The 25,017-nt window shown below is 37.2% G+C and carries 29 protein-coding genes and 2 other annotated features; of the genes, 25 read left to right on the forward strand and 4 right to left on the reverse strand.

The annotated features are described in order from the left end of the window. Nucleotides 1-15: 15 nt before the first annotated feature. Nucleotides 16-732 carry a sulfite exporter TauE/SafE family protein gene (locus tag AB1280_RS04870; protein WP_429755048.1) on the reverse strand — a complete coding sequence of 239 codons (717 nt, stop codon included), beginning with the start codon at nucleotides 730-732 and terminating at the stop codon, nucleotides 16-18. A gap of 567 nt (nucleotides 733-1,299) precedes the next feature. Here AB1280_RS04870 and AB1280_RS04875 point away from each other — a divergent pair. From AB1280_RS04875 to AB1280_RS04955, 17 genes are all read left to right on the forward strand, one after another. Further along, complete coding sequence (locus AB1280_RS04875; protein ID WP_272187499.1) at nucleotides 1,300-1,506, forward strand: twin-arginine translocase TatA/TatE family subunit; 207 nt, start codon at nucleotides 1,300-1,302, stop codon at nucleotides 1,504-1,506. A gap of 127 nt (nucleotides 1,507-1,633) precedes the next feature. Next, a complete protein-coding gene (gene tatC, locus AB1280_RS04880) occupies nucleotides 1,634-2,398 on the forward strand; it encodes a twin-arginine translocase subunit TatC (RefSeq protein ID WP_272187500.1) in 765 nt (254 codons plus the stop codon). Between the two features lie 135 nt (nucleotides 2,399-2,533). Beyond that, a complete protein-coding gene (locus AB1280_RS04885; RefSeq protein WP_429755049.1) occupies nucleotides 2,534-3,607 on the forward strand; it encodes a hydrogenase small subunit in 1,074 nt (357 codons plus the stop codon). Continuing rightward, complete coding sequence (locus AB1280_RS04890) at nucleotides 3,604-5,328, forward strand: nickel-dependent hydrogenase large subunit (protein WP_429755050.1); 1,725 nt, start codon at nucleotides 3,604-3,606, stop codon at nucleotides 5,326-5,328. The genes AB1280_RS04885 and AB1280_RS04890 overlap by 4 nt, the downstream gene beginning before the upstream one ends. 13 nt (nucleotides 5,329-5,341) lie before the next feature. Next, nucleotides 5,342-6,136, forward strand: coding sequence for a Ni/Fe-hydrogenase, b-type cytochrome subunit (gene cybH / locus AB1280_RS04895; protein ID WP_429755051.1), 795 nt, complete (start codon nucleotides 5,342-5,344; stop codon nucleotides 6,134-6,136). Further along, nucleotides 6,120-6,608, forward strand: a complete 489-nt coding sequence (locus AB1280_RS04900) for a HyaD/HybD family hydrogenase maturation endopeptidase (protein ID WP_429755052.1) — start codon at nucleotides 6,120-6,122, stop codon at nucleotides 6,606-6,608. The genes cybH and AB1280_RS04900 overlap by 17 nt, the downstream gene beginning before the upstream one ends. Then, nucleotides 6,605-7,033: a hypothetical protein gene (locus tag AB1280_RS04905; RefSeq protein WP_272187505.1), complete on the forward strand. Its 429-nt coding sequence runs from the start codon at nucleotides 6,605-6,607 to the stop codon at nucleotides 7,031-7,033. The genes AB1280_RS04900 and AB1280_RS04905 overlap by 4 nt, the downstream gene beginning before the upstream one ends. A 5-nt stretch (nucleotides 7,034-7,038) precedes the next feature. Next, a complete protein-coding gene (locus AB1280_RS04910; protein WP_429755053.1) occupies nucleotides 7,039-7,395 on the forward strand; it encodes a hydrogenase maturation nickel metallochaperone HypA in 357 nt (118 codons plus the stop codon). Next, on the forward strand, nucleotides 7,395-8,051 hold the full coding sequence (gene hypB, locus AB1280_RS04915; RefSeq protein ID WP_429755054.1) for a hydrogenase nickel incorporation protein HypB: 657 nt from the start codon (nucleotides 7,395-7,397) through the stop codon (nucleotides 8,049-8,051). Before AB1280_RS04910 ends, hypB begins: the two co-directional genes overlap by 1 nt. After that, nucleotides 8,039-10,318 carry a carbamoyltransferase HypF gene (gene hypF / locus AB1280_RS04920; protein WP_429755055.1) on the forward strand — a complete coding sequence of 760 codons (2,280 nt, stop codon included), beginning with the start codon at nucleotides 8,039-8,041 and terminating at the stop codon, nucleotides 10,316-10,318. The genes hypB and hypF overlap by 13 nt, the downstream gene beginning before the upstream one ends. After that, nucleotides 10,309-10,545: a HypC/HybG/HupF family hydrogenase formation chaperone gene (locus AB1280_RS04925; protein ID WP_242224590.1), complete on the forward strand. Its 237-nt coding sequence runs from the start codon at nucleotides 10,309-10,311 to the stop codon at nucleotides 10,543-10,545. Before hypF ends, AB1280_RS04925 begins: the two co-directional genes overlap by 10 nt. Continuing rightward, complete coding sequence (gene hypD, locus AB1280_RS04930; protein WP_429755056.1) at nucleotides 10,517-11,629, forward strand: hydrogenase formation protein HypD; 1,113 nt, start codon at nucleotides 10,517-10,519, stop codon at nucleotides 11,627-11,629. The genes AB1280_RS04925 and hypD overlap by 29 nt, the downstream gene beginning before the upstream one ends. Continuing rightward, nucleotides 11,629-12,630, forward strand: coding sequence for a hydrogenase expression/formation protein HypE (hypE, locus tag AB1280_RS04935; protein WP_429755057.1), 1,002 nt, complete (start codon nucleotides 11,629-11,631; stop codon nucleotides 12,628-12,630). Before hypD ends, hypE begins: the two co-directional genes overlap by 1 nt. Before the next feature lie 142 nt (nucleotides 12,631-12,772). Next, the gene (locus tag AB1280_RS04940) at nucleotides 12,773-13,483 is read left to right on the forward strand and encodes an HAD family hydrolase (RefSeq protein ID WP_429755058.1); all 711 of its coding nucleotides are present in this window, start codon (nucleotides 12,773-12,775) and stop codon (nucleotides 13,481-13,483) included. 37 nt (nucleotides 13,484-13,520) lie between these two features. Continuing rightward, on the forward strand, nucleotides 13,521-14,399 hold the full coding sequence (locus tag AB1280_RS04945) for a methyltransferase domain-containing protein (protein WP_429755059.1): 879 nt from the start codon (nucleotides 13,521-13,523) through the stop codon (nucleotides 14,397-14,399). A 60-nt stretch (nucleotides 14,400-14,459) separates the two neighbouring features. After that, entirely contained in the window at nucleotides 14,460-14,915 is a 456-nt protein-coding gene (gene tsaA, locus AB1280_RS04950) for a tRNA (N6-threonylcarbamoyladenosine(37)-N6)-methyltransferase TrmO (protein ID WP_429755060.1), read from the forward strand. 99 nt (nucleotides 14,916-15,014) lie between these two features. Further along, complete coding sequence (locus tag AB1280_RS04955) at nucleotides 15,015-15,539, forward strand: AAA family ATPase (protein WP_429755061.1); 525 nt, start codon at nucleotides 15,015-15,017, stop codon at nucleotides 15,537-15,539. Between the two features lie 181 nt (nucleotides 15,540-15,720). Here the strand turns inward: AB1280_RS04955 and AB1280_RS04960 are convergent, their stop codons facing one another. Then, complete coding sequence (locus tag AB1280_RS04960; RefSeq protein WP_429755062.1) at nucleotides 15,721-16,206, reverse strand: hypothetical protein; 486 nt, start codon at nucleotides 16,204-16,206, stop codon at nucleotides 15,721-15,723. A 252-nt stretch (nucleotides 16,207-16,458) separates the two neighbouring features. Here AB1280_RS04960 and AB1280_RS04965 point away from each other — a divergent pair, with 252 nt between their 5' ends. From AB1280_RS04965 to AB1280_RS04980, 4 genes are all read left to right on the forward strand, one after another. Then, a complete protein-coding gene (locus AB1280_RS04965; protein ID WP_429755063.1) occupies nucleotides 16,459-16,836 on the forward strand; it encodes a transposase in 378 nt (125 codons plus the stop codon). Next, nucleotides 16,802-16,945 carry a hypothetical protein gene (locus tag AB1280_RS04970; protein WP_429755064.1) on the forward strand — a complete coding sequence of 48 codons (144 nt, stop codon included), beginning with the start codon at nucleotides 16,802-16,804 and terminating at the stop codon, nucleotides 16,943-16,945. The genes AB1280_RS04965 and AB1280_RS04970 overlap by 35 nt, the downstream gene beginning before the upstream one ends. After that, nucleotides 16,946-17,044 (forward strand): IS3 family transposase, encoded by a 99-nt coding sequence (locus AB1280_RS04975; RefSeq protein WP_429757278.1) that lies wholly within the window; start codon nucleotides 16,946-16,948, stop codon nucleotides 17,042-17,044. Between the two features lie 103 nt (nucleotides 17,045-17,147). After that, on the forward strand, nucleotides 17,148-17,240 hold the full coding sequence (locus AB1280_RS04980) for an IS3 family transposase (RefSeq protein ID WP_429757279.1): 93 nt from the start codon (nucleotides 17,148-17,150) through the stop codon (nucleotides 17,238-17,240). A 70-nt stretch (nucleotides 17,241-17,310) separates the two neighbouring features. Here the strand turns inward: AB1280_RS04980 and thrS are convergent, their stop codons facing one another. After that, nucleotides 17,311-19,233, reverse strand: a complete 1,923-nt coding sequence (thrS, locus tag AB1280_RS04985; protein WP_429755065.1) for a threonine--tRNA ligase — start codon at nucleotides 19,231-19,233, stop codon at nucleotides 17,311-17,313. A gap of 46 nt (nucleotides 19,234-19,279) precedes the next feature. Next, nucleotides 19,280-19,509, reverse strand: a binding site (T-box leader). Nucleotides 19,510-19,551: 42 nt separating this feature from the next. Beyond that, nucleotides 19,552-19,783: a binding site (T-box leader), on the reverse strand. 216 nt (nucleotides 19,784-19,999) lie between these two features. Here thrS and AB1280_RS04990 point away from each other — a divergent pair. From AB1280_RS04990 to AB1280_RS05000, 3 genes are read left to right on the forward strand one after another with little or no spacing between them, the layout of a single operon-like run. Then, complete coding sequence (locus tag AB1280_RS04990) at nucleotides 20,000-20,929, forward strand: AAA family ATPase (RefSeq protein WP_429755066.1); 930 nt, start codon at nucleotides 20,000-20,002, stop codon at nucleotides 20,927-20,929. Beyond that, a complete protein-coding gene (locus tag AB1280_RS04995) occupies nucleotides 20,926-22,026 on the forward strand; it encodes a DUF58 domain-containing protein (RefSeq protein WP_429755067.1) in 1,101 nt (366 codons plus the stop codon). Before AB1280_RS04990 ends, AB1280_RS04995 begins: the two co-directional genes overlap by 4 nt. A 56-nt stretch (nucleotides 22,027-22,082) precedes the next feature. Continuing rightward, nucleotides 22,083-22,784, forward strand: coding sequence for a hypothetical protein (locus AB1280_RS05000; protein ID WP_429755068.1), 702 nt, complete (start codon nucleotides 22,083-22,085; stop codon nucleotides 22,782-22,784). Between the two features lie 29 nt (nucleotides 22,785-22,813). Here AB1280_RS05000 and brnQ read toward each other — a convergent pair whose 3' ends face one another. After that, nucleotides 22,814-24,181, reverse strand: a complete 1,368-nt coding sequence (gene brnQ, locus AB1280_RS05005; RefSeq protein WP_429755069.1) for a branched-chain amino acid transport system II carrier protein — start codon at nucleotides 24,179-24,181, stop codon at nucleotides 22,814-22,816. Nucleotides 24,182-24,546: 365 nt separating this feature from the next. On the opposite strand from brnQ, the gene AB1280_RS05010 reads away from it, so the two are divergent. Continuing rightward, nucleotides 24,547-24,999, forward strand: coding sequence for a DinB family protein (locus AB1280_RS05010; RefSeq protein WP_272187521.1), 453 nt, complete (start codon nucleotides 24,547-24,549; stop codon nucleotides 24,997-24,999). Nucleotides 25,000-25,017: the final 18 nt, after the last annotated feature.

Consider the following 25,017-nt stretch of genomic DNA (forward strand, 5'->3'; position numbering starts at 1 on the left):
ACTTTTAAAGAATTATTATTGGATCCAAAGTTTAAACAGCCCTTCTGTCACTCCTATGTTGTACATGTAATATATTCCAAATATTATACTGATGCTCCCGGTTATTTGGGTGAGTGTTTTATTCAGACTTATTTTTTTGGCACTAAAAACAAATGGAATCCCAATAATTGTTGTAAAGAAAAGCATCCCAATAACAGTTCCTACACCAAATATAAGAATATAAATAGCCGCTTCCCAAACATTCTTCACCGTACTCATAGTTAATAGAACCATTGCTCCACTTCCAGCAAGTCCGTGCACTAAGCCGATGAACATGGATTTTAAATATGAAACATTTTTATGTTGGTGTTGATGCTCATGTTTACCGCTATGTATATGAGAGTGGATATGCTTATGTTCTTCCCCATCATGTTCATGCTGATGTACATGAATATTTTTTAAAGAAAAGACGGTAGTCACACCAAGATAAACGAGCATAATACCTACTAGAAATTCTAATGACATCGCCCACTTTTCTGGTATTTCACCTTTCATAAAAATAAGAATAATTCCAATGATAAATAACGTAGCAGTATGACCTATTCCCCAGAATACTCCCGCTAAAGTGGAACGAGATAATTTTTTACTCTGACTAGCAATAGTAGAAACAGCGATTACATGATCCGGCTCAATTGCATGCTTGATTCCAAGTACAAATCCTAAAGCCAGAATGGATAGAAAACCAATCTCCATTCAAATACCTCCTCTAATAATATAACTTGTGAGATAAAGTGAAACTTTACTCAGTGGGGAGTTTTTCATCCCCCACTGAGTATTAGCCCGACCAATCGGGTTTTTACGGGCAGTTTATTTACCGCCTAACTTTTTTGCTTTTGCTAAATTTTGAGGTGGGAGTATTACTGCACGTTAATGCTGGATGGAAAGTTTAGAAACACGTTATAAATGTTAGTAAAAAAGAAGTAACATTCAACCCAATGCAGGAATGTTATTTCAAAGGTAAATTATAACAGAGAAAAATTAATTACTTTTATAAAAGTGGAAAAATTCATAAATTCTTCTTAAACGAGCAGGTGAGTTAATTTAAGAAAAAAATTCTATAGATAAGTGCGATGTTGTTGCCTTTAACTTGTTGATGTGCAAATCAATATTAAAAGAATTTTATTACACGAACAACAAAACAGACACATTTCGTTCATATTCGAACTTCTTGTGAACTTTCCACTATTTGGGACAATGTTTTCCAAAATAATACTATAATCAATTTAGCAAAACACATCAGAAGTGAAGGGGTGAATACGCATGTTTTCTAATATTGGCATTCCTGGTTTAATTTTAATTTTAACTCTTGCACTTATAATATTTGGCCCTAAGAAGCTCCCCGAAATTGGTCGTGCGTTTGGTCAAACGTTAAAAGAATTTAAGAAATCTACAGCTGAGTTAAGGGATGATGTGGTAAGTGAAGTGAAGATCGAGAAAAATGAAGAGCAAAAAGTTGAAACAAAGTAAGGTGTAGTAGAAAGAATTTGGAATGTTCGCGGTTTTACTTGTTATGAAAGCGATTTCGTATTTTTTATACGAGTCGTTTTTTTGTAAAGCGGTAGCCGTTACCATTGTGAATGGGTAGGGGAAGAGGATGATAGATAAAGAATTGCAGATTGTGGACCATTTAGAGGAATTGCGCAAACGGATTATTATTTCAGCTGTTGCATTTGTTGTCTTTTTTATCGTTGGGTTTATGTTTACCACTGATATTTATAAATGGTTTGCAAAGGGTATAGATATGAAACTATCGGTACTCGGACCAAGTGATATATTATGGGTATATTTTATGCTTGCGACGGTGGTTGCAATTGCAGGAACAATCCCTGTAATTGCGATGCAAATATGGTTGTTTGTACGTCCAGCGCTGCGTCCGAAAGAGAGAAAGGTTACGCTTACGTATGTACCAGCACTCTTTTTCTTATTTATCATTGGGCTTGCGTTTGGCTATTTTGTTATTTTTCCTATGATTCTTTCGTTTTTGCTTCATTTGGGTCAGGACATGTTTGTTGCTCAATTTACAGCGGAGAAATATTTTCAATTTATGATGAATGTGACGTTGCCGTTTGGGGTTTTATTCGAGCTTCCGGTTGTAGTTATGTTTTTAACTTCACTTGGTATTTTAAATCCCTACGTATTATCAGCCATTCGTAAGTATGCATATTTTATTTTGGTTGTAATTGCTGTTGTCATTACACCGCCCGATTTCGTGTCCGATTTTATTGTAACGATTCCCTTATTAGTATTATATGAAATTAGTATCTTTCTATCTAAATTTGTTTTTCGAAAGCAATTGAAGCGTCAGCAGGAAGAAGAAAAAGAATGGAATGTGTATGAGCAAGGGGGCGCTATCAAATAGTTATGAAAAGTGATTCAAGAGTTTTTTCTGAACAATTTTTCTATATCAAGGTGAAAATTTGATTAGTATGTTACATTTACTCTGAATTTTTGAGTATTACCTACTTGTTCCATGGAAAATGGAGGGGGCTAGCAAATGAAAAAGCAGAAAACAATCTATGAAACTGCGATGGATAACGGGGTTACCCGAAGAGATTTTTTAAAAATGTGTACGGTATTGGCTGCGGCGGTTGGTCTCGATTTTTCAAAAACGGATAAAGTCGTAAAGGCGATGGAGACGAGTACAAGAGTTCCTGTAGTATGGCTGCAATTTCAAGATTGTACAGGCTGTTCGGAGTCGTTTATCCGTTCTTCTCAACCTAAAGTTGAAAGCGTTTTATTTGATATGATTTCACTCGAATATACAGAAGTTCTTTCGGCTGCATCTGGATTTCAAATTGAAGAAGCGATGGAACAGGTGTTGAAAAAATATAAAGGAAAGTATGTTCTTGCTGTTGAAGGAAGTATTCCCCAAGAGGGCTTCTTAAACATTGGGGGAAAATCAGGAAAAGATACTTTTATTGAAATGGCTTCGAACGCACAAGCGGTCATTGCTTATGGGTCTTGTTCTGCATGGGGTGGCATTCCTGCTGCTTATCCGAATCCAACAGGTGCAAAACCAATTACGAGCTTTCAAACGAGTACACCTACTATTCTCGTTCCAGGTTGCCCGCCGATTGCAGAGGTAATGACTGGTGTGATAGCTCACATAATAACGTTCGGAAAATTGCCGGAATTAGATCATCTGGGACGTCCGAAGGCATTTTATCGTCACCGTATTCATGATAAATGTAACCGCCGTGCCTATTTTGATGCAGGCTTGTTTGTAGAGTCCTTCGATGATGAAGGAGCAAAGCAAGGGTATTGCTTATATAAGGTTGGCTGCAAAGGGCCAACAACATATAATTCCTGTGCTGAAATGCGCTGGAATGGAGGGGTTAGCTATCCGATTCAATCGGGAAATCCTTGTATTGGTTGTTCAGAAAAGGGATTCTGGGATAATGGTCCTTTCTACACAAGAAGAGCGAAAATTCCAGGCTCACAAACAACAATTAATCCGGATACGATTGGATTAGCAGCCGTTGGTGTTACGACAGCGGGTATTGCTGTTCATGCAGCAGGAACTGTAATTAAGAAAAAAATCGATGACAAACGAGGGGAAGACGAATGAGCGAGCGTATAGTAGTAGATCCAGTTACGAGAATTGAAGGCCATCTTCGCGTTGAGGTAGATATCGATGATAGGGGGATGATTAAGGATGCATTTAGTTCTGGGACAGCGGTTCGGGGACTGGAGTTAATTGTTCGAGACCGGGACCCTCGTGACGTATGGGCGTACATTCAACGTATTTGTGGTGTTTGTACATCGACTCATGCTCTTGCGTCACTTCGGGCTGTTGAGGATGCATTAGAAATTAAAATTCCGAGAAATGCTCATTTAATACGGGACATTATGAATATGGTAATCTTCTTTCATGACCATGTCGTTCACTTCTATCATTTGCATGCGTTAGACTGGGTCGATGTAATAAGTGCTTTACATGCAAATCCTTCTGAAACATCACGAATTGCACAATCGATTTCAAGTTGGCCAAAATCTTCCCCGGGCTATTTTGCAGATGTGCAAAACAAAATAAAGAAGCTTGTAGATAGCGGACAGCTTGGCATATTTGCGAATGGATATTGGGGACATAATGCATATAAACTTCCGCCAGAAGTGAACTTATTAGCAGTTGCTCACTATCTAGAAGCACTTGACTGGCAAAAAGAAGTTGTAAAAGTACAAACGATTTTTGGAGGCAAAAATCCGCATCCTCATTATGTAGTAGGCGGTATGGCAACTCCACTTGATATTAATAGTGACAATGGTATTCATGCAGAAAGATTAATGCATGTATCTCAAATCATTGATCAAGCTCGTGAATTCGTAAGTCAAGTGTATGTGCCTGATGTAATTGCTATCGGTTCTTACTATAAAGATTGGACATATGGCGGTGGGTTAGATAACTATTTATGTTATGGTGATTTCTCTACGCGCAGCATATATGATACAAAATCATACCGATTCCCAAGAGGAATTATTTTAAATGGAAACATGAATGAAGTACATGATATAGATCTCAAAGATCCTGAACAGGTGAAAGAGTTTATTGATCATTCTTGGTATACGTATGATGGAAAGGAAGGCAGTGGGATTGGAAAGCATCCGTTTGAAGGAGAAACATCCCTTCATTATACAGGGCCGAAAGCGCCGTATAAGAATTTGGATACGAATAAGCAATATAGTTGGCTGAAAACACCACGCTGGAAGAATCAGCCGATGGAAACAGGTCCACTCGCCCGGATGATGGTTGGTTATGCAGCAGGGGATAAAGAGATTATCAGTTTGATGGACGACACGCTGAAAAAGCTAGATCTTCCAATTACTGCAATGAAATCAGCGCTTGGTCGCACATTGGCACGTGCGCTCGAGACGATTCTTCTATCGAGTTGGATTCGACATGATATGGATGAACTACTTAAAAATGTGAAGAATGGAAACCAGGTCACATTTGACCGTACAAAATGGGAGCCAAGCACTTGGCCGAAGAAAACAAAAGGAGTTGGTTGGGTTGAGGCGCCGCGCGGAGCATTAGGGCACTGGATTGATATTGAAAATGGAAAAACAAAAAACTATCAAGCTGTTGTTCCGTCTACTTGGAATGCATCGCCTCGTGATCATAACAATAATCTTGGAGCTTACGAAGCGGCATTGAAGGGAACACCGATGCTGAATAAGGAACAGCCATTAGAAATTTTACGGATTATTCATTCCTTTGATCCTTGTCTTGCTTGTGCAGTGCATTTAACAGATTTAGAGTCTAATAAAACAACTGAAATCCGATTAGGTTAGGAGGGGACACATTATGTCAGACCTCATGCCAACAACACATAACACCAATACGATTGTTACAGAAAAAAACAGCGAGGTGACGCTTCATCCAGAACGTCCAATTCAATATAAGAAAACAAAAGATGTCGTCAAAGTTTATGTATGGCAATTACCGGTTCGAGTGTTTCATTGGATTAACGTAGTGGCAATTATCTTGCTTATGATAACGGGAATGTATATAGGAAAACCATTCATTAGTTCAAGCGTACAAGAGGAAGCATATTACTCCTATCTCATGGGATGGGCGAGATATATACACTTTTTTGCAGCATTTCTTTTCACAATCAATCTTCTTTATCGATTGTTCTGGGCGTTTATAGGAAATAAATTTGCCACATCAAACCCATTTCGCTTGGTGTTTTGGAAAGAAGTATTAGAAACGATTAAATTTTACTTATTCTTAAAAAATAAAAAGCCGCATTACATTGGCCACAATCCATTGGCACAGCTTAGCTATTGGATTTTTATCGGTCTTGGTTCTTGGGTAATGATGCTAACAGGCTATTATATGTATTTTGAGCCGCAGCCAGAATCATTCTGGGCTAAGCTATTTGTATGGGTTCCGACACTGTTTGGTGGAGATAGCTATACGATTCGTTCTTGGCACCACCTAGTGGCATGGGCGTTTATGTTATTTACAGTTATTCATGTCTATATGGCAATTCGTGATGACTACATGGAGCGAAATGGTACTATTTCGTCGATGTTTACAGGCTACAAGACCGAACCAAAAAAATTAGTTGGTGATAAGAATGATAAATCAAAATAAGAAAGTGAAAATCACGATACTTGGAATTGGCAACACCCTCTTTACAGATGAGGGTGTTGGCATTCATTTATTGCCGCTGCTTGAAGAAGCGTATAAGGATGATAAGCAAATTGAGATTATAGAGGGATTAACGGATGGGATGAAGCTTCTAGGTCCTGTTGAGGAAGCGGAAAATCTTATTATTATTGATGCGATTAATGCAGGTGTAGAAGGCGGAACTATTCTTTCATTAGAAGGGGATGAAATTCCTGCTTATTTTGGTATAAAGATGTCCGTTCATCAAATGGGCTTCCAGGAAGTGTTATTTGCAGCGAAATTCAGAGAGCGCTATCCGAAAAAGATTATTATGTTTGGCATGCAGCCTACTTCATTAGAGCTTGGTGTAGAACTAACGGAAATGAACCAGGAAAAACTAGGGGACCTAGCGGAAGCAGTTATGAATCAAGTAAATCGTTGGAGACATATATCATGAATCGTCTCGATTTCTTAAAAGAGGTGACAGGAAGCATATTTCAAACCATGAAATATGTGTATGAGCCTTTTTTAAAGGATGATTTAGAAAAAGTGGAAGAGGCAGCAGATCGAGCACTTGGAATTACATGGGTACCTGTGATGAAAGTTGATGAAATGGTTATTGGGCCGGAAGTTCGCTTTGCTTCCGGCAAATCGATTATCGTGTTCTCGCATGAAGAAAAGCTTCATGCTATTAGCGGTATTTGTCCGATTTGCTCCAATCTCATTCAAGTTCGTATGTATGATCATCGGGCGACTTGTCCGATTTGTGACAAGGACTACGATTTTAAAACGCTGGGCGGAGAATTATCTGTCCAAAGGTTACAGATAAAAAGGAAGGACCAAATGTATGTTGTCGGTTTTACAGACAACAGTAAAAGGTGATCGCGATGCATGAAATGTCATTGATGGGAGATATTTTGCAGCTTGTTCAAGAGGATGCAGCAAAAAGAAATATCGTACAAATAAAGAAAATTGAATTAATTGTAGGGGAAATTAGCAATGCGATGCCAGATGCATTGCTAATGGCCTTCGAAATTTTTCGTGACCAAAACCTGCATCTATTTAGCCCCGCTGCACAATTAATTATTCATATAGAGGGAGCGAAGGCGGAATGTGTTATATGCGGCTTGACATATCATCCTACTCAGAAAATTGCATTGTGTCCGAACTGTAACATTCCATCTGGCAAGATATTAGCGGGGGAAATATTTCAAATTTTATCTTATGAGGGGAACGATGATTGATGAATATAACGTTACGAACAGATGTATTAACGAACAATAATAAGGCGGCTGAATTTAACCGCGATCTTTTTGAAAAAACAAATACACTTGTGATTAATTTAATGAGCTCTCCTGGAGCTGGTAAAACGACATTGTTAGAGGAAACGGTAAAGGCATTATCTGGATCTTATCGTATTGCTGTTATTGAAGGAGACTTGGCAACGGAGCGAGATGCTAATCGTATCCGTGCACTGGGAGCAAAGGCTGTCCAAATTAACACGTATGGCGGTTGCCATTTAGATGCCCGAATGGTTGCAGCAAGCCTTGGCGAACTGGATTTAGATGAGGTTGATGTATTATTTATTGAGAATGTAGGTAACCTTGTCTGCCCATCTGGATATGATTTAGGACAGAACCATAAAGTTGCGGTTCTTAGTGTTCCTGAAGGAAATGATAAGATTCCGAAATATCCGCAAATGTTTATACGTACGGAGCTAGTTCTTCTTAACAAAATTGATTTACTCCCTTATCTTGATTTTAATGTGGAGGAAGCGAAAAAGGATTTAATGGAGATTAACCCAAATTCAACGCTTATTCCTCTTTCAGCAAGATCAGAAATCGGACTAGAAGAATGGTATGAATGGATTCAAGAGGCGTATAAAAAATGTACGCAGTAAATGTTAGTATCCGCGGGAGGGTACAAGGAGTTGGGTTTCGTCCATTTGTATACCAGCTTGCCCATGAATATCATCTAGCGGGAAAAGTACAAAACAATATGGACGGCGTAAGAATTACAGCACAAGGAGAGAAGGCGGATGTGCAGCAGTTTTTGTTAGAGCTGCAAAGTAAAGCGCCCCGTCTCTCGCGTATTCATAACATAACTGTAGTAAATACAGAGCCAACCGATAGAGCCGAGTTTATCATTATTGATAGCGAGCGTCAGGGAGCTTCATCTCTTGTCATTCCAATTGATTCTGCAGTATGTGATGATTGTTTACAAGAGATGAATGATAAGGACAATTTCCGTTATGAATATCCGTTTATTAATTGTACGCAGTGTGGACCGCGATATACCATTATTGAAGAATTGCCCTATGACCGGCCGTACACGGTGATGAAGAACTTTGCGATGTGCACAGATTGCCAAAGAGAATATGAAGATCCAACAAATCGGCGCCATCATGCTCAACCTATCGCTTGTCCTTCATGTGGTCCGAAAGTTACACTTTTGGATCAGCATGGACATAAGCTTGAAACGAAGCAACCGATTCAACAAGCCGTGCGGTTAATACAAGCGGGACATATAGTGGCGATAAAGGGACTCGGTGGCTATCATCTTTGCTGCGATGCAACAAATGAACAGGCTGTGGCACTGCTACGAAAACGAAAAGAACGTCCAGCACGGCCGCTTGCAGTTATGGCTGTCTCTGTTCTTGCAATTGATACGTTTGCTTATGTGAATGAGGCAGAAAGAAATTTGTTAAAAAGTCCAGAAGCGCCTATTGTAATTGTAAAGAAAAAAGAAGGTAAACTTGCAGAAAATATAGCGCCAAATATGACGACAGTTGGTGTGATGCTTCCCTATACACCGCTTCATCATTTGCTCTTTAAGTATAATGAGAATGGTTGCTTTGTCATGACGAGTGCTAATCCTTCCGGGATGCCGATTCTCTATAAAGATAATGAAGCGCTGACCTACTTAAACGGAATAGCTGATTATTTTCTTGTTCATGATCGAGACATCCTTCACCCTGTTGATGATTCGGTTGTGCAAGTAAACGACAATCGCTTAGATTTTTTCCGAAGAGCTAGGGGATATGTTCCTGATCCTTTTGCGGCAAGTCATGATGTATCTGGAATGGTTGCCTTTGGCGGACAACAGAAAACAACTTTTACAATTGGAAGAAATAAGCAATTTTTTCTTGGACCGCACATTGGTGATTTGGAAAATGTGGAAACAATGAGTCATTACTTGCAGGAGTATAACCATTTAATGAAATGGATGGATACAGAGCAGGACATCGCAGTTATAGATGCGCATCCAAACTACACAACGAGACAGCTTATTGAAGGATTTCATACAGTGCTAGAAGTGCAACATCATCATGCCCATATGGCCGCATGTATGGAGGAACACCATCTTACAGGAAAAGCTTATGGAGTTATCCTTGATGGAACCGGATACGGACTTGACGGAAACATTTGGGGATTTGAAATTTTTTATGGAGATGCCAGCAGTGCGGAAAGACTTGCTCATTTGCAATATACACCTCTTCCTGGCGGGGAAGTGTGTATTCGTGAGCCATGGCGAAATGCGGTCGCTATGCTGCTATCTTTGCTTGGAGAAGAAGGGGGAATCCTAGCAAACGCTCTATTTCCAGATAAAGAGAAAGAAATTCATATTTTAAAGAAAATGATAGAAAACCATATAAATATTATTCAAGCTGGTACATGCGGTCGCTTGTTTGATGCAGTTAGCGCGCTGTGCGGGATTACGAAAATTGCGAGCTATGACGGAGAGGCAGCAATATTGCTCTCGGAATTAGTGGATGAAACATGCGTATACGAGCCATATTCGTATGAATACATAGAAGAAGAGCTTGTTACAATTCAAATGAAGGAAATGATTAAAGAAATTGTGCGTGACGTTTTAGCTGGTGAGGAGCCTGCAAGTATTAGCGGTCGTTTTCATGAAACGGTTGTCCAGTCTATTCTTACTGCCATAGAAAAGATTGCTAGTACACAACCTGAGCGAAGCAAAGACGTCGTATTAAGCGGTGGTAGCTTACACAATCGTTATTTACGCAAACGATTACGAGAAGAATTAGTGAAACGAAAGTTTATCGTATATGTACCAGAACAAGTGCCGTGCAATGATGGCGCTTTATCATATGGTCAATTGGCAGTTGCAGCGGCGAAAAGGAGGGCTCAGTCATGTGTGTAGGAGTACCGGCAAAGGTTATGAAAAAAATGGAATATACGGCGGTAGTTGATGTGATGGGATCACAAACGACCGTTGGGATTATTTTCGTTCCAGAAGTAGAAGAAGGGGAATTTGTGATTGTTCATGCAGGTCAAGCGATGAGTATTGTTGATGAACAATATGCAAAAGATAGCGTGTTGGAATGGAGGAAGTTGGTCGATGCTCGAAATTCTGAAACAGTCGAATGATCCTGGTATATGTATGCCGCTTGTGGAAGCAGTTCTTGAAAAAGCGAAGGAATTTCAAAAGAAGTTTGGACGGAAGCCGGCTTTCATGGAAGTATGCGGTTCTCATACGATGGCACTTGCTAAAACGGGAGTAAAGCAATGCCTAAAGGCTGATGTAAATTTAATATCTGGTCCAGGATGTCCGGTCTGCGTAACGGATCAAAAGTCTATTGATGCAATGATTGCGCTTAGCGATGGAGATAACCGCATTATTTGCACGTTTGGTGATATGATGCGCGTTCCTGGGTCGAACAAAACTCTGCTAGATAAAAAAATTGCTGGCAGTGATATTCGGGTAGTCTATTCTCCGATTGATACGCTTACAATCGCAGAAGAAAATCCAGATAAAGAAGTCATTTTTTTAGGTGTCGGGTTTGAAACAACCATTCCGATTCTTACACTAATGGTTGGGGAAGCAAAGAAGAAGGGGATTATAAATTTTTCTATTTGGATGACGACGAAATTGGTGGAGCCTGTCCTGCGCTATTTACTAGAAGTAGGGGATGTACAACTCGATGGTTTTATCCTTCCAGGACATGTTTCCATTGTGTTAGGGGAATCATCTTATAACTATTTAGTTGAAGAGTATAATATGTCTGGTGTTATCGCAGGATTTGAAACAGCCGAATTGCTTTCTACCATTTATAAACTCATTGATTTAGCATTGCAAGAAAAGACTGCTATTGAAAATAATTATTCATCGGTTGTAAGCAACAGCGGAAATAAAGTTGCTAAGCAATGGATGGAAACATATTTAACGACTTGTGATGAAGTATGGCGTGGCATAGGTGTTATTTCAAATAGCGGGTTAGATTTAAAGAAAGAATATGATTTGTATAATGCAAAAAAGCGGTTTAAAGTGGAAGTAGGAGAACCGCGGAAAACAAAATGTCGTTGCGGGGAAGTCATAAGAGGTGTGATTTCACCGAGTGAATGCCATTTGTTTGGAAAAGCATGTCAGCCATTAAATCCAATCGGTCCATGCATGGTATCGGCAGAAGGTAGCTGCGCTGCCTATTATCAATATATGAGGGAGAGTTTGTAATGGAAACGTTCATCAATTTGGCGCATGGAGATGGAGGAGAATTAACGCATCGTCTCATTCGTGATGTATTTGTAGTTGCATTTGGTGGGAAAGATGCAGCATTATTTGATGCGGCATCTTTGCATATTCCAACCGGAAACATTGCTGTCACAACCGATTCCTTCGTCATTAAACCGATTTTTTTTCCAGGTGGTTCGATCGGTAAATTAGCCGTTGCTGGTACGATCAATGATTTAGCTGTGAGTGGTGCAAAGCCGCTTTATTTAACGTGCGGCTTTGTCATTGAAGAAGGTTTTCCGATTGCTGATTTAAAGAAAATCGCAATCGATATGGCGAATGAAGCGAAAAAAACGGGTGTTACGATTGTTGCTGGTGACACGAAGGTAGTTGAAAAGGGAAGTGCTGACGGGGTATATATTAACACCACTGGGATTGGCGTGTATGAACAAAATAAGGGTTGCAGCCTTGCCTTTGAAGAAGGTGATGCTATTATCATCTCAGGAACGATTGGCGATCACGGCATTGCAGTCTTAACAGCAAGAGGAGATTTAGGAATAACAGCTCCTACCTTAAGCGATTGTGCTTCACTAAACGGCATGATTGACAGCGTACTTCAGCAATGCGGGACTGTTCGCATTATGCGGGATCCAACGAGAGGTGGTCTTGCTACAACACTTGTAGAAATTGCCGAAGATTTTCAAATTACGATGACAATTAATGAACGTTCGCTGCCAATTAAACAAGAGGTACATGGTGCCTGTGACATTCTAGGCTTCGATCCTCTTTATCTTGCAAATGAAGGGAAAGCCATTTTTATCGTTGCAGACAGCCAGAAAGAAAAAGTAATCGATATATTAAAATCCCGCCCCGAAGGAAAAGATGCTACCATCATTGGCAGCATTACAAGCAAAGGAAAAGGACAGTTACTTTTGGAAACTCCCATTGGCTCTAAACGAATGCTGAATCGATTATCGGGCACTATGTTTCCGCGTATTTGTTAAATGACACCTCCTTTATTTGGAGGTGTTTTTTTATGCTTTTGAGATTAGTATGTGTAGTATAATAGAAGGAAAGTATAAGAGATTTTTCCTGAATTGGAATATTATCGCTGTAGGAAATAACCTGATATAAGGGGGGAGAGGATTGAATAAGTATAGTTTACTCTTATTCGATTTGGATGACACGCTTCTTGATTCCACTTGGTTTAAAGTTGGATTAGTTAAGACTCTTGAAATGCATCCTATTACCAAAAACATTGATGCATCTATATTCCTTGAAAAAAAGTTGCATATTCCTACGTCTTTATTGGAACGTTTTAAAAATCGAGAACTAACCCCAGTTGAATTTAGAAGAGCTAGGTGGAAGCACGCTTTTGCTCATTTTAATGTAATACCTGATGTAGAAGTTATTGATGAGATTGATGCACTGTTTCTTAAAACTAGTATGTCTTGCATTGATATAAATAATTCAATTACAAGTTTATTAAATGAGTTAAAAACACATTATAACCTTGGAATAGTCAGCAATGGATTATATGACCCTCAATTAAAAATTATCCAAATGGGATTGTCGAAGGTATTTAGTAGCGACACAATATTCCACGCAGAACAATTAGGTTATAGAAAGCCAGATTCAAAAATCTATTCGATGGCATTGGAACGCTTTGGCAAAAAACCAGAGGAGACTCTTTTTATTGGTGATTCATGGATTCATGACGTAGTTGGACCAATAGATGCTGGAATGGACGCTATTTGGATAAACAAAAAGGGTATTTCCAAAGCCACCGCACATATTCCAATTGCAATCGTATCAGATGTGACGGAAATAAGTGATATATTGCTAGGGAGTAACTAAATTACTAATTCAATGTAAAGAAAGGAGGCGTGTTAATTTGGAAGAATATTATTGGGGTGAAAAGTTAGATTATTTAAAAAATACAAGAGATTTATATTATAACGATGATTATTTAGGATTTTTAGTGAATTCAGTTTGGAAAATTTCTAAGCCTGTACATATTATTGACTACGGTTGTGAGTATGGTTATTTAGGACTTAAGTTGTTACCACTGTTACCGATAGGTTCAAGATATACAGGTATTGATAAAGGACAGAAATTGATTAACGATGCAAAGAATTTGTTTAAAACTCTTCCTTATGAAACTGAATTCATAGTGGCTGATGTTGCTGAAATTGAATTAGAGAGTAAATATGATATAGCAGTTTGTCATGCTTTTCTACTACATATGACTGATCCAATAAAAATGTTGCAGAAAATGATCGATTCGGTTGTTAATGAAGGGAATATCATATGTTTTGAACCGCACTGGATCTCCAATATGTCTTCGTATCATCTTAGTGAATACGATCAATCAGAAATTATGCAGCTTGGTGTTCTTCAGAAACTGTTTGAAGAAGATGCAAAACGAAATGGAAAAGATGGAAACATTGGGATTAAATTACCGACATACTTAAGTAAATTAGGTGTAAAAAATATTGATTGTCGAGTTAGTGATAAAGTTAATTTTCTTGACTCTAACGCAAACCAAGCAGATAAGCAGAGATTATATGATTCTCTCAAAGAGGAAGGACTAGGAATAGCCCCCGCTGAAAGAGAAGAGTTTCTTGAACGCTTAATAAATCGAGGGGCTACATGTAATGAGGCATATGAACAGTATAAAGCAGAACTACGATTTTCTGAGGTATTCAATATTAATTCTTCTTTAAATTATGCTCCAAGTATGAAAATTACCTTTGGGGTTGTAAACAAATAAGGAAGATATTTTATTTACTGCCGATAAGTGTACACCATGTAAAGAAAGAAGGAAACAAAATTGAATTTAATAAATATGTCTTTTATAGGTGAAGTGGCATCAATTATTGATGAAAAGGTATATGAACGGTGGGGAGAGGTTGTTTCAACAATCATAATTCATCCAGAATATAAAGATGGGCTAATTGGATTAGAAGAATATTCACATGCGATCGTTATTTTTTATATGGATCAATTTAAGGAAAAAACGCAGTCTTGGATTAGAAAACCAAGAGGGATAGAATCTTTAGATGAAAAGGGATGTTTTGCACAAAGAACAAAGTATCGTCCGAATCCTATTGGGATTTCTACCGTTGAGATCGTATCAATTGAGGATAATGTAATGATTGTAAAAGGACTAGATGCGAATAATAAGACACCAGTTCTGGATATTAAGCCTTATGTATCAGAGTTTGATTCAAGAGAAGATACTCATTCTCCAATATGGATGAAGGAATTAATGAAAGATTATTTTTAATTTATTTGATAGCGATGATAGTAATTTACGTATGTAGAAAGTATTTTTATTGCTTGTTTTAATAGATGAAAGACTAAAGTATATGGAGGGTGTATTCTTATGTTTTTTCTTCAAATGTCAGGTTTCCCAGGTTCGGGTAAGTCAACTTTGTCTAGGGAAATATCAAAAATGACAGGAGCTATTATAATAGACCATGATATTGTGAAAACGGCACTGCTAGAATCTTTTGGGGTAGATGATATTGATACAAGGCTTGCTGGTAAGATTTCGTATGATATTGAATGGGCGTTAATAGATTTTCATCTGTCACAAGGGCATGATGTGATACTTGATAGTCCTTGTTTGTATGTAGAAATGGTGGAAAAGGGGACAGCTGTGGCTAAGAAACATGATGCGAAATACAAATATGTTGAATGTTATCTGAATGATATGCAGGAAATTGATAACAGGTTAAAAAATCGGAAGCGAATGATTAGTCAAATTCAGCATGTAGAATCGGAAGAATTATTTAAGGAATGGATTGAAAATAGTAAAAAACCATCTGATTCTCATTATTTGGTTGTTGATTCTGGGCAACCTTTAGATTGTTATATAAATGATGTGATAATATATATTAATAGTTAAACCCTGATTATTCACCAACCAACACAAAATCTCACTGAAAAGATGAAAAAAAAATCCGTTTCTGTTAAAGTTATTGCGACCAAACATCAACCAACAGAAAGGATTCTTATGGATTCTCATTTTAACTTAATAAATGAAAAAAGTAATCAAAACCGTCTTATGATATAAATTTAATAATCAACTAACAAAGTTCCTCATTTCTTTCTTCATTGGTTTCTGCATTGGCAAACATAGTTTTTCTAATGTTGAATGTTATGAGGGCGAGTATAGAAATAATAATAAGATTAGTAAGTTTACTAAAGAAATCATTATTTAATAATTTGGGGAAATTTCCTATGGAGATGACACAGATTGTTGTATATACTAAAAATGTTCCAATCCAAGATATAATGTAATTAAAAAATGCAGCTAGTCTAGGAAAGTTAATAACTAGATAATTTAAAGCAATATAATATAGGACGCAAGAAACAATAAAAAATATAGTATCCCAAAAATAAACGGCGTTCCCACTTGCTATTTTTATCGATATAATTTCATGTAAAGAATAGGCAGTGAATCCTCCTAAAAATAAAAAATCGATTAAAACAGCTACAGTTTTACTAACCATTTTAGAAATCTTATAAAAGATAAATAATAGAAATAAAAACATAGGTAATACTAGAATCATTATTTTTCACCTCGGATTATTTGGATAAAATTTCATAAAGTAATTATAACAAATATAGAAACATTTACCATTAATAATGTAATATTTTTCTATATTTTTTAACTCATAATAGATATTTCTTTTTGATGCTGAATCTGTTTACTCAAAAGCCTCTAGTTAATCTGTATGTAATGACTGGATAAAGTGGAACAAGGATAAAATCCCCCGTCTGTCGTATATAGATGTAAACGACAAAATGGAGGTATTTTTTCTATGGGTAAGAAGAAAAAATATTATCCAGAATCCGTAAAGAGACAAGTAATTGAATTGAAGGTGGAGGGAAAGTTAACCAATCGTAAAATTATGGAGAAGTTTGGTATTCGTGATGTATCGCAAATTAAAACATGGATGAAATGGTTTCGAAATGAGGAAGAACATCGATTCGCACAACCAATCGGCAAACATTATAGTTATTGGAAAGATCCTGCAGACTTAACGGAAATAGAAGAATTAAAATGTACAAATGCTTATCTTGAGATGAAAGTAGAATTATTAAAAAGTATCAGGAAATCGAAAGGAGATGGTCCCAGAAGTCATCATTACGCTCATAGAAGAAATGAAAGATCGGTATTCCATTGGCCTCATCTGTGAATGCATGGGTATCTCCCGTGCTACGTATTATCGTTGGAAGAGAAAGTCATGGGGCTTGTCTCCTCTAGAAAAGCAAATTAAAGAGCTTTGTACAACTTGCAAATTTTGAATTGGACATCGCACTGTCACGGGGTTGCTACGAACAAAATTAGCAATACACGTTAACCGAAAGGCCGTACAAAGAATTATGCAAAAATATAACCTTTAGTGTAGAGTAAAGCCAAAACGGAAAGTGAAGATATTAGGAGAAAGTCGGAAGAATTCTATATCCAAAAAGGGTACGACTTACAAATTCTATTGTACTAGAAAAAATAAATGATTCCATGCATTATTATAATTACATACGACCGTTTAAAAAATTAAACTACCTGTCCCCGATTGAGTATCGGGAACAGGTAGCATAGATGTTTTATTTCTGTCTCATATTGGTGGTCCAGCTCAATATCTCTTGAACTTCTTGCGGTTTCTTTTGTGTTATAAGTTTCTATTCTGAATTTCCTGCTGAATATTTGCAAAGAATTCGTCAAATCGTACAGCTTTAGATTGTTTTTCTCCATATTTTCGTATGTTTACTTCGTTACGCTCGGCTTCTTGATCACCAACGACAAGGACATATGGAACTTTTTGAACTTGCGCTTCTCGCATTTTATAACCGAGTTTTTCATTGCGAAGATCAAGTTCTACTCGTACACCAGCATCTTTTAACTTTTCTTCTATTTCTTTTGCGTATTGTTCATGTACTTCGGCAGATACAGGAATGATTTTTGCTTGTACGGGAGCTAACCATGTTGGGAATGCTCCGGCAAAATGTTCAATTAAGATGCCAAAGAATCGATCTATTGAACCGAATACAGCACGGTGAATGACAACAGGACGTTGCTTTTCATTTTTTTCATTAATATAGCTTAAGTTAAATTTCTCCGGCATTTGGAAATCGAGCTGTACAGTTGCACATTGATGGCTTCTATTTAAAGCATCTTTAATGTGAAAGTCAATCTTTGGACCGTAAAACGCTCCGTCACCTTCATTGATTTTATAGCGGAAATTGAGCTCTTCTAGTACATTTTGCAGGGCGCCTTCCGCCTTGTTCCATAACTCGTCATCTCCCATTGAATTTTCTGGTCTTGTAGAGAGCTCAACTTCATATTCAAAACCAAATGTACGATATACATAATCGATTAAATCAATGACTCCTTTTATTTCATCTTCAATTTGTTCAGGTGTTACAAAGATATGGGCATCATCTTGACAGAATGTACGAACTCTAAGAAGTCCATTAAGAGCGCCGCTAAATTCATGACGATGGACTTGCCCAAATTCAGCCATTCGAACTGGTAAATCACGATAAGAGTGCAGCTTATTTCTAAACATTAACATGTGACCAGGGCAGTTCATTGGTTTTAAAGCAAATTTTCCATGATCAACTTCTGTGAAATACATATTCTCTTTATAATGGTCCCAATGACCGGAGTTTTCCCATAGTTTTTGATTCATCATTAAAGGAGTACGAACTTCTTGATAATTACGCTTTTGCTGAATCCCTCGTAAAAAAGCTTCCATTTCGTTTCGGATAATTTGTCCTTTTGGTAAATAAAATGGCATTCCTGGCGCTTCTTCAGAGAACATAAATAATTCTAATTCATTGCCTAATTTACGATGATTGCGTTTTGCGGCTTCTTCTAAAAAGATTACATACTCATCTAGTTCCTTTTTAGAAGGGAAGGCAACCCCATATATTCTTTGAAGGACTTGGTTATTACTGTCACCGCGCCAATATGCTCCTGAAACATTTGTTAATTTAAAAGCTTTCATAAAACCAGTAGATGGTAAATGTGGTCCGCGGCATAAGTCTAAAAATTCACCTTGTTTGTAAAGAGTTATGTTTTGATCAGCAGGGATATCTTGTAATAGCTCTAATTTTAAATGGTCACCGAGCTCTTCAAATATTTGTTTTGCTTCATCTCGGCTTACTTCGATTCGTTGAATTTCTAAATTTTCATCAATAATGTTTTGCATCTCTTGTTCAATTTGAACTAATTCTTCAACTGCAATACTATTTGGAAGATCCATATCATAGTAAAACCCATTTTCAATAACAGGACCAACGCCTAAGTTGATGTGACCGTGTATTCTTTTAACGGCTTGTGCTAATATGTGGGCTGCTGTATGACGTAGCACATCTAAACCTTCTTTTGATTCTAAAGTTAGAATCTCAATTTTTGCATCTTCCTGTATGCCTCTACGTAAATCAAATAGTTGCTGATTCACTTTTCCGGCAATAGCTTTCTTTTTTAACCCAGGACTAATTGATTCTGCAATTGCCTCTAATGTAGTTCCTTTTATATACTCCTGTTCACGACCATTTGGAAAACGAATTTGAATCATTTTGTTACTCATCATTATCACTCCATTTTATAATATAAAAAAACGCACTCATCCCTAAAATAGGGACGAGTGCGTTAATACCCGTGGTTCCACCCAGATTCCCATCACACTAAACAAGTGTCGATGGCTCCATGCGCTGTAACGTAGCGTCTACGGTATTGGATACTATGTTTCCCCAATACAGCTCCAAGGTGGTAAGTATATTCTTCTGCGTTTAGGAAGATCTCAGCAATTCTTCCTTCTCTGTAAAACCGTAAGAATACCTCATGTCCTTTTCATAGCTAATTGTTATATGGAATTGAGAAAAATAAAAAACGCACTCATCCCTAAAACAGGGACGAGTGCGTTAATACCCGTGGTTCCACCCAGATTCCCATCGTACTAAAAAAAGTGTCGATGGCTCCGTGCGCTGTAACGTAGCGTCTACGGTATTGGATACTATGTTTCCCCAATACAGCTCCAAGGTGGTAAGTATATTCTCCTGCGTTTAGGAAGATCTCAGCAATTCTTCCTTCTCTGTAAAACCGTATAGAATATCTCGTGTCCTTTTCGTTGCTTTTTTATAGCATTAGTATGTTGATTCATAATATACAATATTTAAATAATTTTTGCAAATATTTTTTGGGATGAATTGTATTTTTTATAATTTAATATATGTAAAAAGAAAACTTATTTTACAAAAAGTCTCAAAAAATAAACGGTAAATATGTGAATTCTGATATACTACAAATAAATATCAGAAAAAACAGAAAATATTAAGAAGGAGGATGAGAAGAGTATGTCAATTTTAGAAAGAATTCGAGAAAATGTCTCGCAAGTCATTGTAGGAAAAGAAGAGGTAATTGATTTAGCAATGATTGCATTGGTAGCAAACGGACATATTTTATTAGAAGATGTTCCAGGAACAGGGAAGACATCATTAGCGAAAAGTCTTGCGAAAAGTATAGATGGAAAATTTCAGCGTGTACAATTTACATCAGATACATTGCCGGGGGATGTAGTTGGTTTAGAGTATTTTGACATGAAAGAATCTGATTTTAAAACGAGGATGGGGCCGATTTTTGCTAATATCGTGCTAGTCGATGAAATTAATCGTGCCGTTCCGCGTACTCAGTCCGCTTTATTAGAAGTGATGGAGGAGCGTACGGTTACGATTGCCGGGGAAACGCATGTGTTGCCGCAGCCGTTTATTGTACTTGCTACGCAAAATCCATTAGAGTCTGCTGGTACATTTCCGCTTCCGGATGCGCAGTTAGATCGTTTTTTATTAACGATCAGACAAGGGTATCCAAGTCGAATGCATGAAAAGGAGATGTTACGTCGTTTCCGCAAACAAGATCCGATGCGCGATTTACAAAGTGTGGTGTCTCTTACGGATATTCTATCTTTGCAAGAACAAGCAAAGCAGGTTGAAATTCATGAAGAAGTAGAAGATTACTTATTGGATATTGTGGAGAAGACACGTCAGCATGAACTTGTTGAAATTGGGGTGAGTCCACGGGGTTCATTGGCTTTCATGAAAGCAGCACAAGCCCGGGCGTTATTAAAGGGAAGAGAATTTTGTACACCGGATGATTTTTATACGCTAGCAGAGCCTGTTTGTGCTCACCGATTAACTCTTAGCATTGAAGGGGATATGAAAACAACGAAAGCACATGTAATGAAAGAGATTTTGGAGCATGTGGCTGTCCCAGTGGAGAATGTATGAAAGAGAAATTAACAATTAAACATCCGTTTGTGGAAACGTATGTTGCATGGAGTATCGCTTTTATTACTATACTTATGTGGCTATTTATACAAAATTTCTTTCTGTTTGTACTTGCTTTTTTTTATTTGCTTATGGTTAGTTTTGCTCATTGGTATGTACGGAAAGCTTCACAAATATATTGTGAAATATCACAACAACACGAACGTCTTTTTATTGCTGAGAACGGGCATTGCCGTGTACGTATTGTAAATCCAACAAAACTGCCGATTTTTGAAGTTTCTTTTCGCTTTCGCTCGGATGAACAGATGAAATGGGGATGGTCAGAAGGTGAATTAGAGCAATCAGTTCATTCGTATCGTATTCCTTTGCAACTGAAAAAGCAGGAAACGTTAGACATATATTTACATGTATCAGCGCAGCAAAGAGGACTACATAGCTGGCAAGAAGCGGAAATCATTTTGTCTGATCCATTTCATCTTATTACAATTCACATCCCAATAAGGAAACAACATATGCCGTGCTTTCGTATATATCCTCGCATTGCCAAAATAAATATTCCGGAAACAAACAGCTGGAAACACGGATTTCGAACTGCAGCTGTTTCGCCTCTTTATGATGAAACGAAGATTATTGGCGTAAAGGCATATGAACAGGAATCATTTCGTGCTATCCATTGGGGAGCAACTGCAAAAACAGGTGTATTAAGTGCAAAAAAATATGAATATACGCAAGGTGATCGGTATGCGGTCTATTTAAATGTATTAGGTTCAACGGGTTATACACTGCGTACTGATATAGAGTATTTAATCGAAGTGACAGCGGGTATTTGCCGGGAACTAATAGCACAAGATTGTTCATTTGAACTATGGGTGAATAGTATGTGCGAAAACGGAATTGTCCATATAACGTCTGGTAAATACCGAAAACAATTGCACAAAACATTACAATTATTGTCTTCTTTAACAGATCGAGATGTTCCGTTATCTTCGACTTATTTCTATCAAACCGGTTTCCGCCAGCAAGAAGCTGGAGCTATTCCGATTATTATTGGGAATCCACCTGAAAAACATGGGGGATGGTTGCAAGTGGTGAAATAAAGTAGCGGGGATAATTAGTGGTTATTATTGCAATTGATCTGGGAGGCCATACGAGTATGATATATAAACGAAAGCGTTTCATGTTTCAGATGCTTTTAGTTAGTATTTGTTTATTACTTGCTATGTCTATATCAAGCGGTGCGCTTTATACGCAAAAAATATTAAAAGAATTGTTGAAACAAGAGCGATCACCTATTACGGATGGGTGGGTTCCCGCTAAAACATCTAAGAGCAAAGAAGCGGTGCCTCCTTGGGAGAAGGCAAAACGGACAAAAACAAAATCGGATGTCAAAAAAGGTGAAGGGGAGCCGATGGAACAAGAGGATAGCGAAGTAGAAAAAAGAGTCACAGCGCCCCATGTTGATAGTAAACCCTTTCCTGGCCAGCAATTGTTTATCATGATTTCAGTTATCACAATCATACTAGTTTTAATTGTATTATATCGTTTGAAGAGAAAGAGAGGGAAAAGTGAAGAAGAAATTCTTAAAATGAGCAGTGAACAGAAAGGTGAGGAGACTACTATTCAGCAAGTTTTCGCTTCTTTACCAGACAATAAAATTAGAGCCGCTGTTGCACAGTGGGAGCGAGCGTTACCCCAACATGAACAACGTCGTCCTTTTGAAACCATTCAACAATGGCTGTTTCGTCTACGGAAAAGCAAAGATATTGTCTCGATTTACGAAGATGTACGTTACGGACATCGTAATGTTTATAGTGAAGATGTAGAAAAAGTGAAAAAGTGGACAGAAGAGAATTGAAAATGAAAAACATCCTAAACTTGTTCAGTTTAGGATGTTTTTTTACGTGCAAGATCATGAGATGTATCTACACTAGAAGTATTCTTCACTCGTAATAAACTAATTCCATAGCCTAATACAGCTCCGATAAGTGCTGGCATAATCCATCCAAGTCCAGCATCATATAAAGGTAAAATGCGAGAGAATAAAGAATTGATTGCTTCAACTTTTAGATTTGCAGCATTTAGTCCATCAAAGAGACTTACGATAAAAGTAAACAGTAAGCTTACTTGATATACTACTGATCTTCCTTTAAACGCGCGGTGTAAAAACGTTAAGAAAATTAATACAATCGCTAACGGATATATCGCTGTTAATACAGGTACAGATATGGTAATCAGCTCTGTTAAGCCAAGATTTGCAATGATAGCACTGAATATAGCTAAAATAACAGCGAATGTTTTATATGATATTTGTGGAAATACTTTATGGAAATAGGATGAACATGCTGTAGTCAGCCCAACACTTGTTGTTAAACAAGCTACAGTGATCATCATTCCTAATAACACATTTCCTAAAGAACCGAAGTAGTAATTTGCTACTTTTGATAAAACTTCTCCGCCATTTTCTAAGTGTCCTAATTTAGAAACACTAGAAGCCCCCATAAATGCAAGTGAAGTGTAAACAGCAATTAATACGACTGCAGCAATTAATGCGGCTTTTATACAAACATTGATGATTACTTTTTGGTCACTTACACCTTTCGCTTTGATTGCATTAATAATGATAATACCAAATACGAAAGCTGCAAGAGTATCCATTGTTAAATAGCCTTGCTGAAAGCCTTTGAAGAAAGAATTTGTAACAAATTCTTGTGTTGGCGCTTGAATGCCACCAATTGGTTTTACAACAGCGGTAACAACTAAAATACCGATAAATGATAATTTAATCGGAGTTAAAAACTTTCCGACAACATCAACAATCTTTGTAGGATTTAAAGAGAGTAAACAAGTTATGCCGAAAAATACGATAGTGAAAATAATTAAAGGTAAATGACCACTATTTTCTCCTACGAATGGTTTTACACCTATTTCAAATGATACGCTTCCTGCTCTTGGTAAGGCAAAAAGAGGACCAATTGCTAAATAAAGAATAAATGCATATACACTCGCAAACCATGGATGTACTCGACTTGCCATTGCTTGTAAGTCATCACTACCAGAAACACCAAATGCTAATACACCAAGTAGTGGTACACCAACTCCTGTAATTAAAAATCCAGCGGTAGCAACCCATACGTTACTTCCAGCTGTTTGTCCTAACATAGCAGGGAAAATTAAATTACCTGCTCCAAAGAAAAGGGCAAAGAGCATAAGCCCAATCACAAAAATATGTGAAGTTTGTACATTTTTTGACACGAAAAAACCTCCGAATTTAAAAATTTTGAATTTTTTGTACAACAATTACAATACAAAGTCATTTTTTGTCGAATTACTAACGATAATAACAAAAATAAATTATTATGCAAGACAAAAATGAATTTTTCGTAAATTTATTTTTTCAATCATTTTTATTGTATAGAAAATTTAATTTCTTTCTCTTGTTAAGCGCTTTCTTTCTGTATTGTATTATATAATAGTTTATGATAATTATTATTTTTGTATAACAAACAAGATAATAAATTAAATATTCAATTATTTTAAAATAATGTAAAAATAATTGATTTGAAAGTTTATTTTGTGATATTCTGTAAAAAAGAACGAATGTTTGTAGGGAGATGGTTATGGCGCAAACATCAATTGTTGAATATTGGGAGTATTATTCTAGTCTTACTAATAGTTTATTAGATTACTTAAGTTCAGAAGATCTTTCTTTTCGGCCATATGAATCTATGAAAACATTAGGAGAAGAGCTTCGTCATATTGCAGATGCACGAGAAATATATTTGCGTGCGATGGTGAATAAAAAAGGGCCATCATGGCGGGGAAAACGAATGGATTCAGAAATGGCTGTAAATCTCGATAAGTTGAAAGCATATTATAGTGAATTAGAGAATGGTTATAAAATGTTTACTTCGGAGCAAATCGAGTGGGAAAGAACTGTGGTTTGGAAAGAAATGAATGATCCTGATATCGAAAAGTGTTTCAATTGGTTGGTTCACTTTGAATGTACACATCAAGGGATATTAAGTGTGTACTTAACTGGACTACACATTGATTATGATATTTCTAGTTAATTTGAAGGAGAGATATAA

The organism is Bacillus sp. S10(2024), assembly GCF_050473865.1.
GTDB lineage: Bacteria > Bacillota > Bacilli > Bacillales > Bacillaceae_G > Bacillus_A.